The sequence below is a fragment of the Kytococcus aerolatus genome, from assembly GCF_900187395.1.
Taxonomy (GTDB): domain Bacteria; phylum Actinomycetota; class Actinomycetes; order Actinomycetales; family Dermatophilaceae; genus Kytococcus; species Kytococcus aerolatus.
This window is the reverse complement of sequence record NZ_FYEZ01000001.1, coordinates 468,473-480,884: the sequence shown is the minus strand read 5'-3', so window position 1 is coordinate 480,884 and position 12,412 is coordinate 468,473. Positions and strand designations below refer to the sequence as shown.

General features: G+C 70.1%; 12 protein-coding genes. 9 read left to right on the top strand and 3 right to left on the bottom strand.

Annotated features, from left to right (window positions below; all coding sequences use genetic code 11):
• Positions 1-35 precede the first annotated feature (35 nt).
• Positions 36-1,472 (top strand): patatin-like phospholipase family protein, encoded by a 1,437-nt coding sequence (locus tag CFT82_RS02205; RefSeq protein WP_088817450.1) that lies wholly within the window; start codon positions 36-38, stop codon positions 1,470-1,472.
• On the top strand, positions 1,469-2,422 hold the full coding sequence (locus CFT82_RS02200; RefSeq protein WP_088817449.1) for a Sir2 family NAD-dependent protein deacetylase: 954 nt from the start codon (positions 1,469-1,471) through the stop codon (positions 2,420-2,422). The genes CFT82_RS02205 and CFT82_RS02200 overlap by 4 nt, the downstream gene beginning before the upstream one ends.
• Before the next feature lie 43 nt (positions 2,423-2,465).
• Here CFT82_RS02200 and lexA read toward each other — a convergent pair whose 3' ends face one another.
• Positions 2,466-3,167: a transcriptional repressor LexA gene (gene lexA, locus CFT82_RS02195; RefSeq protein WP_088818281.1), complete on the bottom strand. Its 702-nt coding sequence runs from the start codon at positions 3,165-3,167 to the stop codon at positions 2,466-2,468.
• A 284-nt stretch (positions 3,168-3,451) separates the two neighbouring features.
• Between lexA and CFT82_RS02190 the strand changes: the two genes are divergently transcribed.
• The gene (locus tag CFT82_RS02190; protein WP_088817448.1) at positions 3,452-3,799 is read left to right on the top strand and encodes a LysM peptidoglycan-binding domain-containing protein; all 348 of its coding nucleotides are present in this window, start codon (positions 3,452-3,454) and stop codon (positions 3,797-3,799) included.
• A 43-nt stretch (positions 3,800-3,842) separates the two neighbouring features.
• Here the strand turns inward: CFT82_RS02190 and CFT82_RS02185 are convergent, their stop codons facing one another.
• Entirely contained in the window at positions 3,843-4,280 is a 438-nt protein-coding gene (locus CFT82_RS02185; RefSeq protein WP_143469454.1) for a hypothetical protein, read from the bottom strand.
• Between the two features lie 376 nt (positions 4,281-4,656).
• Between CFT82_RS02185 and nrdR the strand changes: the two genes are divergently transcribed.
• From nrdR to CFT82_RS02165, 4 genes are all read left to right on the top strand, one after another.
• A complete protein-coding gene (gene nrdR / locus CFT82_RS02180; protein WP_088818280.1) occupies positions 4,657-5,157 on the top strand; it encodes a transcriptional regulator NrdR in 501 nt (166 codons plus the stop codon).
• Positions 5,158-5,239: 82 nt separating this feature from the next.
• Positions 5,240-8,230: a vitamin B12-dependent ribonucleotide reductase gene (locus CFT82_RS02175; RefSeq protein ID WP_088817446.1), complete on the top strand. Its 2,991-nt coding sequence runs from the start codon at positions 5,240-5,242 to the stop codon at positions 8,228-8,230.
• A 108-nt stretch (positions 8,231-8,338) separates the two neighbouring features.
• Positions 8,339-9,691 (top strand): sensor histidine kinase, encoded by a 1,353-nt coding sequence (locus CFT82_RS12180; protein ID WP_159461824.1) that lies wholly within the window; start codon positions 8,339-8,341, stop codon positions 9,689-9,691.
• On the top strand, positions 9,688-10,068 hold the full coding sequence (locus tag CFT82_RS02165; RefSeq protein WP_143469453.1) for a hypothetical protein: 381 nt from the start codon (positions 9,688-9,690) through the stop codon (positions 10,066-10,068). The genes CFT82_RS12180 and CFT82_RS02165 overlap by 4 nt, the downstream gene beginning before the upstream one ends.
• A 52-nt stretch (positions 10,069-10,120) precedes the next feature.
• On the opposite strand, the gene CFT82_RS02160 is transcribed toward CFT82_RS02165, so the two are convergent.
• Positions 10,121-10,357, bottom strand: coding sequence for a hypothetical protein (locus CFT82_RS02160; protein ID WP_088817443.1), 237 nt, complete (start codon positions 10,355-10,357; stop codon positions 10,121-10,123).
• A 146-nt stretch (positions 10,358-10,503) separates the two neighbouring features.
• On the opposite strand from CFT82_RS02160, the gene CFT82_RS02155 reads away from it, so the two are divergent.
• A complete protein-coding gene (locus CFT82_RS02155; protein ID WP_234994234.1) occupies positions 10,504-11,967 on the top strand; it encodes a DNA cytosine methyltransferase in 1,464 nt (487 codons plus the stop codon).
• A 6-nt stretch (positions 11,968-11,973) separates the two neighbouring features.
• Positions 11,974-12,402 (top strand): very short patch repair endonuclease, encoded by a 429-nt coding sequence (locus CFT82_RS02150; protein WP_088818278.1) that lies wholly within the window; start codon positions 11,974-11,976, stop codon positions 12,400-12,402.
• Positions 12,403-12,412 lie beyond the last annotated feature (10 nt).

Below are 12,412 nucleotides of genomic sequence, written 5' to 3'. Positions count from 1 at the left end.
GCACGGGCGGAGCTCCGGTGTGGTGTGATGCCGGGGTGCTCGAGTCACAGCTGCCCGACCCTGCCGGTGCCCAGATGGCTGCCGCGCGCGACGAGGCACACCACGGCCCCAGCTGGCGCGGACCCCGCCGCGGGACCGCCCTGTGCCTCTCCGGTGGTGGCTTCCGGGCGGCGCTCTTCCACCTGGGTGCGCTGCGCCGGCTCAACGAGCTCGGCATGCTGGGTCAGCTCCGGACGGTCTCGGCCGTCTCCGGCGGCTCCATCCCGGCGATGCTCCTGGCCGACCCGCGGCTGGAGTGGCCCAGCGCCCACGACCTCTCGGAGAGCATCGACTCGGCCGACGAGGTGGAGGCCGACCCGAGCGCCCCGCCCCTCCCGATCCCCGGCCCGGTGCCCGGTGGTCTGTTCTCCGCCCAGCGGGTCAGGGGTTTCGAGGAGTACGTCGCCGAGCCGCTCTACCGACTGACCCGCCACAACCTGCGCACCCGGGCCCTGGTGGCCGGCTGGGGGCCGCGGCTGGGACGCCGCTCGGACGCCTCCGCGCGGCGGCTGGCCGACCAGCTCGTCGAGCACATCCCCTGGTGGGCGGCCGAGATGCGCTCGGGGCAGCGCGCCAGCGGGCCGGCGATCGTCGTGGAGGCCACCGAGCTCGCCCACGGGGTGAACTGGACCTTCGCCGACGCCCGGGCCCATCCGCCGCACGGCCGGGTCGGGGACTACCGGCTCGGGTATGGCGACCCGCCCCCCGGGCTGCGGATGGCTGACGTCGTGGCCTCCTCGAGCGCGTACCCGCCCTACTTCGCGCCCTTCGACCTCGACGCCCGGGGCCTGGAGCTCAGCGGTGGCAAGGTCGGGCAGATGGACCCCACCGCCGGGGCCCGGTTGCAGCACACGATCCAGCTGCTCGACGGGGGCATCTACGACAACCTCGCGCTGGAGCCGGTCTGGCGGGAGCATGCCGGGGTGCTCGTGAGCGACGGCGGGGCCGTCTTCCGGGCGCGCTCGGCCCGGACCCCCTTCGGGCGGATCCTCCACGTCATCTCCATCGCGGCCGGTGGTGGTGAGGTGACGCGGCTGCGCTGGCTGCACTCGGCCTTCAACTGGGGGGTACTGGAGGGGGCCACGTGGGCGATGGACTCGCGGGTGCCGCAGAGCTACCCGGTCGAGGTGGCCGCGCGGATCAACCAGGTGCGCACCGACATGGACGCGTTCACCGCCGACGAGCAGAAGATCCTGGAGCGGCACGGGTACGGGGTGGCCGACTCCGCGATCCGCCGCCACGCCCCGCAGCTCATCCTGCGCGACGCCCCGGCGCAGTACCCGCACCCGGAGGTGGCCGACCCGGAGGTGGCCCTGCAGGCGCTGCGCAGGTCGGGACGGGTGTCGCTCCTCGGTCGCTCCTCGGGCACCGGCCCGGAGCGGCGGGCGGCGAGGCGGCGGCGAGGCGGGCGTCCGGGCCGGGGGCGCGCATGAGCTCCCGGATCCCGGAGCTGGGGGAGTCCGGGGGGACCCTCCCGCCGGACCAGCAGGCGGCCCCGCAGGCCGTGCACGCGCTGGCCGAGCTGCTCGCCACCCGCCCGGTGGCGGTGGTGACCGGCGCGGGCATGAGCACCGCCTCGGGCATCCCCGACTACCGCGGTCCCGACGGTGTCCGCCGGGTGGAGCCGATGACGATCGCGAGCTTCCGGGAGGGGCCCGCAGCGCGTCGGCGCTACTGGGCCCGGGCCTTCGTGGGCTGGCGGAGGTTCACCGCCGCCGAGCCCAATCCGGCGCACCGGTTGCTGGCCGCGCTGCAGACCGCCGGGGTCGACTCCAGGGCGGTGGCCGGGGTGACCGGGGTGATCACGCAGAACGTGGACCAGCTGCACCAGCGGGCCGGTTCCCCGGACGTGCTGGAGCTCCACGGCACGCTGACCCGGGTCGTCTGCCTGGCCTGTGGTGCCGTGGAGGACCGGGAGGCGCTCCAGGGGCGGCTCGCGGCGGCGAATCCCGACCACCTGGCGCTCGACCCGCACACCGGTCAGGTCCGGCCGGACGGTGACGTCGCGCTGGACGACGAGGCGGTGGCCTCCTTCGTCACCGTGGGGTGCCTGCGCTGCGGCTCGGACGAGCTGAAGCCGGACGTCGTGTACTTCGGGGAGAACGTGCCGCGGGAGCGGGTGGACCGCGCCTACGCGATGGTCGACGCCGCCGAGGGGCTGCTGGTCCTGGGGTCGAGCCTGTCGGTCATGAGCGGGTACCGCTTCGCGCGCCACGTGCACCGGCGGGGTGACCCGGTGGCGGTGGTGACGCGCGGGTGGCACCGGGCCGAGCGGGAGGTGACCCTCGGCGTCGATGCGATGGTGGACAGCACCCTCGCCGCGGTCGCCGAGACGCTGGGCGTCGACCTCCCGGCGGCACCCCGGGGCGACGAGACCCCCTGACCGCCGTGCCGGCGGGGTCGGGGGGTCTCGTCGCCCCGGGGTGTCAGACGCGGCGCAGGACCGCGGTGACCTTCCCGAGGACCGTGGCGTCGTTGCCGTCGATCGGGTCGTACTGCGGGTTGTGCGGCTGCAGCCAGATCTGGTCCTTGACCTTCTTGTAGGTCTTCACGGTGGCCTCGTCGTCGAGCATCGCCGCCACGATGTCGCCGTTGATGGCGGTGGGCTGGCTGCGCACGACGACCCAGTCCCCGTCGCAGATGGCGGCGTCGATCATGGAGTCCCCCTTGACCCGGAGGAGGAAGAGCTCGCCGTCACCGACGATCTGGCGGGGGAGCGGGAAGACGTCCTCCACGCGCTCCTCGGCGAGGATCGGGCCGCCGGCGGCGATCTGCCCGACGAGGGGGACGTAGGTGGCGGGCGGCTGGTTGTCCGCGGCCTCGGAGGGGTCCCAGGTGGACTCCTCGGGGCGGCGGTACCCGCGGTCGCCGGGCCAGGCGGCGTCGAGGATCTCCAGGGCGCGCGGGCGGTTCGGGTCGCGGCGGATGTAGCCCTTGCGCTGCAGCGCGTTGAGCTGGTGCTGGACGGAGCTGGCCGAGGCGAGCTCCACCTTCTCGGCGATCTCGCGCATGCTCGGCGGGTAGCCGCGCGAGTCGATGGAGGCACGGATGACCTCCAGCACGCGGAGCTGACGGTCGGTCAGCTTCTCCTGGTTGCGGCGCCCCGGCTCGCTGTTCGACTGGGCCATGTGGTCCCCCTTCACGGGTCTGGTCGTCTGCTGCGGTGTCCCGGTGTCGCCCGGCCACCGTCTCCGGCAGGTGATCCCGTGGCCCGTGTCGTGCTCCGTCGCCGCGGAATCGTGCGCGATCCGATGTTGTCGGTGGTCACCGCTTCACTGCTCTCAGGGTAGGCCACCGGCCCGCCTTTCGCACGGACAACCGTTCGGGCGTGTCTGGACCGGGGTCGGCCACCTGTGCTAGACATAGTACAGAGGTGCGACGGACAGGTGTTCGTCGAGCGAGAGGAGGAAGCATGAGCACGATGACGATCGACCTGCAGCGGCCGGTGGTCCGGGGTGCGGCCCGACCGCACTCGACGGCTGCCCAGCGGCTCCAGTGCGCCCGGCGTCGACGCACTCTGGCGGTGCTGCTGGCCGTGGTGTTCGTGCTGCTCGTGGCCTGGCAGGCTGCCGGGGTGGGTGGTGAAGGGGTCGCCGCGCAGGAGGTGGTGGTCGCCGAGGGGCAGACCCTCAGCCACCTGGCGTCCGAGTACCTGCCGGGGCTCGCGCCCGCCGAGGGTGTGCTGCGGATCCAGGAGGCCAACGACCTGGGCACCACTGCGGTGGAGGCCGGTCAGGTGCTGGAGATCCCCGCGGGCTGACCGCCGAGGGTGCTCGGGCGGGCCCCGGTCCCGCAGATGGGGGTCAGTCCTGGGTGACGGACTCTCCGGTGGCCAGGCGCCACATAGGGCCCAGCTGTTCGAAGGGGGCGAACCAGCCCGAGAGGTGCACGTCCATGACCAGGCCCTGGATGCCAGCGGTCATGAAGTCGGCGGCGCCGAGTACGACGTCCCGGGGCTCGCGGGCCAGCAGGTCGGCCGGCTCCTCGGGGTCGAGCATCCCCTGCTCGACGGCGAAGTGTCGGGCTCGCTCGCTGGAGCTGAAGCCCAGCAGCATCATGGCGCCCTCGATCTCGGCGGCGGCCGGTGCCACCTGGCCCTCGGGGCCGGCGGGGAGGAACCACCAGCGCGGCATGGCGAAGGCCGTGCGCCACAGGGCGGTGATCGCCTCGCGATCGGCGTTGTCGCGCGTCAGCGCGTGGAGGCGGTCGGTCTCGGTGGGTGCCGGGCGCTGCGTGTCCATGGGGGCCACTCCACCACATGGGCGTGAGTCACCGCACAGCGCCACGCGCGGGTCTCCTGTCGAGTGTCAGCAGGGGGCGCGTCGGGGCCTTCTGGTGCGGTTCCCGGGGTGTCGCGCGGCGTCCCGGGTGGGTGGATTCGGCCTGCTGGAGCCCCTTTGCATTGGGCGCCAGCCCGGCCTATTATCTACATCTAGTGGTGCCCCGATGGATTGGACACAAGATCCTGTGGATTCCAGTGGAAAACCTGTGGACAACGAGCGTGCCCACAGGCGGGATTCCGCACCGCTGCGGCAGTTCTGGGGACAGGGTGCCGTCACCGCGTCCGGTGGGCCCCGAGGGTCGCCGGCGACATCGACCGAGACGGAGGAGATGGCCGTGCACTGCCCGTTCTGCCGCCATGACGACACCAAGGTCGTGGACTCGCGCGTGCAGGAGGACGGCACCGTCATCCGCCGACGCCGCCACTGTCCCTCCTGCGAGCGACGCTTCGGCACCCTGGAGAGCGCGACCCTCAACGTCGTGAAGCGTTCCGGGGCCACCGAGCCCTTCCGCCGCGACAAGGTGATGTCCGGGGTCCGCAAGGCCTGCCAGGGGCGTCCCGTCACCGACGACCAGCTCCACCTGCTGGCCCAGGAGGTGGAGGAGAGCATCCGGGCCACCGGCCAGGCCGAGATCGACGCCCACGAGGTGGGCATGGCCGTCCTCCCGGTGCTCCGGGAGCTGGACACGGTGGCCTACCTGCGCTTCGCCTCGGTCTACCGGAACTTCGACTCCCTGGACGACTTCGCCACGGAGATCGAGCAGCTGCGTCGAGAACCCCGGCCGCAGAGTCCCGAGCAGGCCGGACGCCCCGAGCACGAATCGGTCACTGCCTGACCACCCGCACCACCCCAGAGCTGTTCAGAACCACGAGGACCGGCGCCCGTCAGGGGAGCCACCCACCGGAGGAGAGCAAGGAATGACCGACACCACGCAGGCACCCAGCGCGAGCACCACGGGCCAGGGGCTCACCATCGAGCGCATCTACACCACCCCGGGCGTCCACCCGTACGACGAGGTGACCTGGGAGAAGCGCGAGGTCGAGCAGACCAACTGGAAGACCGGTGAGGTGATCTTCCGCCAGGAGGACGTCGAGTTCCCCGACTTCTGGTCCGTCAACGCCTCCACGATCGTCACCACCAAGTACTTCCGCGGCGCCGTCGGCAGCCCGCAGCGCGAGACCGGTCTGAAGCAGCTCATCGACCGCGTGGTGCTCACCTACGTGGCGGCCGGCCGCAAGCACGGCTACTTCGCCACCGAGGACGACGCCCTCGTGTTCGAGCACGAGCTGACCTACTGCCTGCTCCACCAGATCTTCAGCTTCAACTCCCCGGTGTGGTTCAACGTGGGCACCAAGAGCCCGCAGCAGGTGTCGGCCTGCTTCATCCTGTCGGTCGACGACTCGATGGACTCGATCCTCAACTGGTACAAGGAGGAGGGCTTCATCTTCAAGGGCGGCTCCGGTGCCGGCCTGAACCTCTCCCGCATCCGGTCCTCCAAGGAGCTCCTGTCCTCCGGTGGGACCGCCTCGGGTCCGGTGTCCTTCATGCGTGGTGCCGACGCCTCCGCAGGCACCATCAAGTCCGGCGGTGCGACCCGTCGCGCGGCCAAGATGGTCGTCCTGGACGTGGACCACCCGGACATCGAGACCTTCATCGAGACCAAGGCGCGCGAGGAGGACAAGATCCGTGCGCTGCGCGACGCCGGGTTCGACATGGACCTGGGTGGCGAGGACATCACCTCGGTGCAATACCAGAACGCCAACAACTCGGTCCGCGTCTCCGACGAGTTCATGCGCGCCGTGGAGGCTGGCGACGAGTTCGGTCTGCGTTCGCGCACCACCGGCGATGTCATCGAGAAGGTCGACGCCCGCGAGCTCTTCGAGAAGATGGCAAAGGCCGCCTGGGAGTGCGCCGACCCGGGCGTCCAGTACGACGACACGATCAACCACTGGCACACCAACCCCGAGACCGGTCGCATCAACGCGTCGAACCCGTGCTCGGAGTACATGTCGCTGGACAACTCCTCGTGCAACCTGGCCAGCCTCAACCTGCTGAAGTTCCTGACGGATGACAACACCTTCGACACCGAGCGCTTCCAGGCCGTGACCGAGCTGGTCATCACCGCCATGGACATCTCCATCTGCTTCGCGGACTTCCCGACCGAGTCCATCGGCGAGACCACCCGCAACTTCCGCCAGCTGGGGATCGGCTACGCCAACCTGGGCGCGCTGCTCATGGCCACCGGCCACGGCTACGACTCCGAGGGCGGCCGCCAGCTGGCCGCCGCGATCACCTCGCTGCTCACCGGCGCCTCCTACAAGCGCTCGGCCGAGCTGGCCGCGATCGTCGGCCCGTACGCCGGGTACGCCCCGAACGCCGAGGCCCACCAGCGCGTGATGCGCCAGCACCGGGACGCCAACGCCCAGCTGGCCCCGATGCACGAGATGGACACCCACGTCCAGGACGCCGCCACGGAGGCCTGGGACGCCGTGGTGACCCTCGGTGCCGAGAACGGCTTCCGCAACGCGCAGGCCTCCGTGCTGGCCCCCACCGGCACGATCGGCTTCATGATGGACTGCGACACCACCGGCATCGAGCCGGACTTCTCGCTGGTGAAGTTCAAGAAGCTCGTCGGCGGCGGCTCCATGCAGATCGTCAACCAGACGATCCCGCGGGCGCTGCGCCTGCTGGGCTACGACGACGTGACCGCCCAGGGCATCGTCGACCACATCGCCGAGCACGGCCACGTGATCGACGCCCCGGGCCTGGACCCGGAGCACTACTCGGTCTTCGACACCGCGATGGGGGAGCGCGCCATCGCCCCGATGGGCCACGTCCGCATGATGGCGGCTGTGCAGCCCTTCCTGTCCGGTGCCATCTCCAAGACCGTGAACCTGCCGGAGTCGGCGACCGTCGAGGAGATCGAGGAGGTCTACCTCGAGGGCTGGAAGCTGGGCCTCAAGGCGCTGGCCGTCTACCGCGACAACTGCAAGGTCGGCCAGCCGCTCTCCAGCGGCAAGGGCGAGAACAAGGGCACCGCGGACGACTCCTCCGGGAAGCCCGCCGCCGAGGCGCCCGCACCGGCGGTCGAGAAGGTCGTGGAGTACCGCCCGGTGCGCCGTCGCCTGCCGAAGCGCCGCACGGCGCAGACCACGAGCTTCGCCGTGGGCGGGGCCGAGGGCTACCTGACCGCCGGCACCTACGAGAACGGCGACCTGGGCGAGATCTTCCTGAAGTTCGGCAAGCAGGGGTCCACCCTGGCCGGTGTGATGGACGCCTTCTCCATCGCCGTCTCGGTCGGTCTGCAGTACGGCGTGCCGCTGGAGACCTACGTGGAGAAGTTCAGCAACCTGCGCTTCGAGCCCGCCGGCATGACCGACGACCCGGACGTGCGCATGGCGCAGTCGCTCATGGACTACGTCTTCCGCCGGCTGGCGCTGGACTACCTGGACTTCGACACCCGTGACTTCATGGGCATCCACACCGCGGAGGAGCGGGCCCGCCACCTGGCGACCGGCTCCTACGCCCCGGAGGCCGGCACGGAGACCCGTGGTGAGTCCGAGCCGACCCAGGAGGACGACGCCGACCTGGAGTCGCAGCTGGAGTCCTACAGCCAGTCGATCGCCCCGGCCTCGGCCCGTCGCCCGGAGGGTGCCTCCAGCGTCGCTGCCGATGCCGTGGAGCCGGCGGACACGGCCGTGGAAGGTGCGGCTGCAGCGACTGACCGTGCCGCGGTGGCCGGAGGCACCACGGTCTCGGCGGAGGTCCACTCCTCGGCCGAGCTCATGGAGCAGAAGCTCGGCAAGGCCGCCGACGCCCCGCTGTGCATGACCTGCGGGATCAAGATGCGCCCGGCCGGCTCCTGCCACATCTGCGAGGGTTGCGGCTCGACCAGCGGCTGCAGCTGATCGACTGAGACCCGCCGCGCGCGGGTGACCTGAAGGCCGGGATCCGGCCCCTTCCACGGGGCCGGATCCCGGCCTTCGTGGGCCCGTCAGGCACCTATGATGAGCGCGATGCCGACGCTTCCCCATCCTTCGACCTGGTGGGCCACCCTCACCGGTCCGAGGGTGGCCCCGGAGGACCTGCTCCCGCCCCTCACGTGGTGGGAGCAGGCCCTGCGTCTGGGTGCCATCTGGGCGTTGGCCCTGGGTTACTGGTGGCTGGCGTCCTTCACGGACATCACGCTGACCGGCCTCCGCCCGGAGGACCCGGAGACCGCCGCCCGCTACGCGGTCTGGGTCTGGACGGATCTCGCGATCGGCCAGGTGGCCACGCTCATCCTCCTGTGCCGGCGGAAGCGTCCCCTGACGGTGGCGCTCGTGACCGGTCTGCTGGGCTCGTTCTCGACCTTCGCCGGCATGGTGTACCTGTACGCGCTCGGTTCCCTGGCCACGCACCGTCAGGTGAGGCGGATCCTGCTGGCCTCCCTGTTCATCCCGGCGAGATGGTTCATCTACCAGTGGGTGGGCGACACCGTGGTCTTCCACCGTGGTGAGGTGGTCTGGGACTCGATCTACTTCCTGCTCAACCTGCTGTCCACCGTCCTGCTGGGGGTGGTGTTCATCCTCCTGGGGTGGAACGTGGGGGTGCGGCGGGCGCTCATCGCCAGCTGGTCGCGGCAGATGGCGGCCGTGGAGGGCGAGCAGACCGCGCGGGAGGCCCAGGCGCGTGTCACGGAGCGCAACCGCATCGCGCGGGACATGCACGACGCCCTCGGGCACCGCCTGGCGGTGGTCTCCATGCACTCCAGCGCCCTGGCCTACCGGGTGAAGCCGGAGGGGGAGCCGTACGCCGCCGAGGAGGTCCACGCGGCGGCGACCACGATCTCCACCCAGGCCAAGGGGGCGCTGGAGGACCTGCGGGAGATCGTCGGGGTGCTGCGGGCCGACGGAGCCAATGCCGACTCCACGGTGGAGGACGGTGTGGTGGCCGGCAGGGTGGTGCCCACCACCCTGGCGGGTCTGCCGCAGCTGGTGGAGGAGACCTCGGGCGGGGCCACGCCGGTGGAGCTGCAGCTGCCGGACCGACTGTGGGCCGACGCTCTGGAGACTCTGCCGGAGTCGGTGAGCCGGCACGCCTACCGGGTGGCGCAGGAGGCGCTGACGAACGCGGTGAAGCACGGCGACGGGTCGCCGGTCCTCATGGAGGTCGGGGGGCAGCCGGGTCGGGGGCTGACCATGCGGGTGGTCAACGACATCGGGGAGCGGGGCGAGGAGCGTCCGGACCTGGGCGGTGGTGGCATGGGCCTGACCGGCATGGAGGAGCGGGTCGTGCTGGCTGGTGGCCGGGTCTCGGCGGGGGAGCAGGACGACCGCTTCGTGGTGGACGTGTGGCTGCCCTGGCCGGCGCGGAGGCGCGGCGCGTGAGCACCCTGGACCTGGCGGTGTGGGCGCTGCTGGTGGTGATGTCCGGCCTGCTGGTGCTGGACCTCCGTGCCGCCGGCAGGCCCGCGGGCTCGCTGAGCGGTGTGGTGGGCATGGAGGGGGGCCAGTCCAACCACTGCGACGCGTGCCGTCGGGCGATGGGGAACCGTCTGCGCCCGTGGCTCTTCATGGCCCTGGCGGTGCTGGCCGTGGGGCTGGTGGCCGGGCCCTGGGTGGCTCTGGCACCGGGGGCGCCCAAGGACCTGCCCCTCACCGTGATGCTCAGCAGCGTGGTGATCGCCGTGACGCCGTTCTTCCTCATGACGCGCCACGCCGCCTCCCGCGTGCGGGTCACCCAGCACGGGGACGACGAGGGCTGAGGGTCAGGCGACCGCTCGGGCGGCGAGGTGGGTCTCGGCGGGCATGGGGTGGTCAGGTCCGCAGGATCCAGACTCCACGGCCGGGCTTCTCTAGGCGACCTTCGTCGACAAGCTGCTTGGCAGCCCATCCGAGCTTGTACTGCCACGTGTAGAAGAGATCTCCTGAAGCACGGAGTTCATCCTCATGTGCGCCCCAGATGTGTTTCGCGACGTCCACCCAGTGGGCCTGTCCGCCCAGCGCCGTCAGGGCGTCTAAGATCCACGGTTTCAGGTCGGTCTGCGTAGCCATCCGCCGAGCTTCGCAGCTCGCGCGGCGCGGGGCCAGCTCGCTGGGTCGAGTTGTCAGTGGCCGGCTCTAGACTTGGCCAGCCGATCCCACTTCCGAGGAGTTTCCGGGTGTCTCCACGTAACATAGGGCATGCCGACGCCATCCCGGTGATTGACGTGTTCGCGGGGCCCGGGGGGCTGAACGAGGGCTTCGCTAGTCTTGAACGGGGGGCCGCCTTCAGCGTGGCGGGATCTTTCGAGATGGACACCTCGAGCATTGAGACGCTCACGATTCGTTCGGTGCAGAGAATCCTCCGTGGTAAGACCGGGGCGAACCACCCCGTGCACGAGCAGTTGTTGCGAGGACAGATCGACCTGGCGACGTTCCGAAACCACCCAGATGTGGTTGATGCATGGGACTCAGCCGCTGCTCATGTCCACCAGATCGAGCTTGGCGGTGCTACCCGGCGGGAATCGGACTCGCTCATCAGCCAGGCCCTTGCAGGGCTTTCGGCAGGGGACCCGTGGGTCCTCATCGGAGGACCGCCCTGCCAGGCGTACTCCATGGCGGGGCGGTCGAGGCGTCGTCACGACGAGGCCTTTGAGCAGGATGTCAAGCACTTCCTGTACCGCGAGTACCTCCACATCATCCGGAAGTTCCGGCCGGCCGTGTTCGTGATGGAGAATGTGAAGGGCATGTTGTCCACACAACACGGTGGCCAGGGCCTGTTCCAGCGTATTCGCGATGACCTGGAGAACCCACTGGGCGGTGAGCTGGAGCGATACCACCTCCGCAGCCTGACAGTGGCGACCCCGGTTGTGAAGCAGCCGCGTGACTTCGTGGTGAGGGCAGAGAATCACGGAGTGCCGCAGGCCCGCCATCGTGTGATCCTGGTGGGTGTTCGACATGATCTCCATGAGAAGTCCAAGAACGCGTGGAGGCCTCTCGACGTGCAGTTCCACGTCCCCACCCTGTCGGACGTGCTGGCTGACCTCCCCAAGCTCCGGTCCCGGCTCTCTCCCCGGAGGAGCGATTCGGCCGCTGCGTGGAACGAGATTCGGCGCGAAGCATTTGCCAGTGTTCACCGACCCCTGCCCGAGGCCGTCCCGCCCTTGGGAGGAGCTTGGGTCCCAGCTTCCGAGTATGCGGAGCACCGCCCAGCGGTGAAGGAACTCATGGAGTGGCTGCGGCACTCTCCAGAGGGGTATTCGCAGCATGAGACTCGGTCACACATGGCACCGGATCTGGTGCGGTACGCATACTTGGCCCACTTGGCGGAGGAGGGGGATCGCCCTCACGTCCAGGACCTGCCCGAGGCGCTACGTCCTCAGCACAAGAACGTGACCAAGAAGAAGGTTCCGTTCTCCGACCGTTTCCGTGTGCAGCGGTGGAACCACCCCTCGTCCACCGTTGTAGCTCACCTGTCCAAGGACGGGCACTACTTCATCCACCCCGATCCCGCGCAGATGAGGAGCATCACCGTTCGTGAAGCTGCGCGCCTGCAGACCTTTCCGGATGACTACTTCTTCGCGGGCAACCGAACGAAGCAGTACCAGCAGGTGGGAAATGCGGTGCCGCCCTTCTTGGCCCGCCAGATCGCGCAACGTGTATACGAGCTTCTGACTGCCTGAGTGACGATGGCACCCTCTCCGGTCTCGAACTCCGTGTCATTGCGCATGCAGCGTCAGAGGCGTGCGGGGACAGGGCCCGAGATGCGGTTGCGTAGGGCCCTTCATGCACGGGGGTGGCGCTTCAGGGTCGGATTCAAGGTTCCAAGGGCGCCGCGCCGCACCATCGACGTGGCCTTCCCCAAGCGCAAGGTCGCTGTCTTCGTTGACGGTTGCTTCTGGCATGTGTGCCCCGAACACGGCGTTCGACCGAAGAGCAACGCGGAGTGGTGGCACCGGAAGTTGATGGACAACGTGGTGCGCGACCGCACCACGGACGAGGTTCTCGTCGCACAGGGCTGGGTTGTGGTGCGGGTGTGGGAGCACGCCCCACGCATGGAAGCGGTTCATGCGGTGGAGATGGCACTTCACCTGGCCGAGTCCTCAGCGTGCCTCTAGTGTGGCCGAA

Excerpts from the sequence above, each read along its gene's own strand:
- CFT82_RS02150 (WP_088818278.1), top strand. The coding sequence starts at position 11,974 with ATGGCACCCTCTCCGGTCTCGAACTCCGTGTCATTGCGCATGCAGCGT.
- CFT82_RS02175 (WP_088817446.1), top strand. The coding sequence starts at position 5,240 with ATGACCGACACCACGCAGGCACCCAGCGCGAGCACCACGGGCCAGGGG.
- CFT82_RS02160 (WP_088817443.1), bottom strand. The coding sequence starts at position 10,357 with ATGGCTACGCAGACCGACCTGAAACCGTGGATCTTAGACGCCCTGACG.
- CFT82_RS12180 (WP_159461824.1), top strand. The coding sequence starts at position 8,339 with ATGCCGACGCTTCCCCATCCTTCGACCTGGTGGGCCACCCTCACCGGT.
- lexA (WP_088818281.1), bottom strand. The coding sequence starts at position 3,167 with ATGGCCCAGTCGAACAGCGAGCCGGGGCGCCGCAACCAGGAGAAGCTG.
- CFT82_RS02200 (WP_088817449.1), top strand. The coding sequence starts at position 1,469 with ATGAGCTCCCGGATCCCGGAGCTGGGGGAGTCCGGGGGGACCCTCCCG.
- CFT82_RS02185 (WP_143469454.1), bottom strand. The coding sequence starts at position 4,280 with ATGGACACGCAGCGCCCGGCACCCACCGAGACCGACCGCCTCCACGCG.
- CFT82_RS02190 (WP_088817448.1), top strand. The coding sequence starts at position 3,452 with ATGAGCACGATGACGATCGACCTGCAGCGGCCGGTGGTCCGGGGTGCG.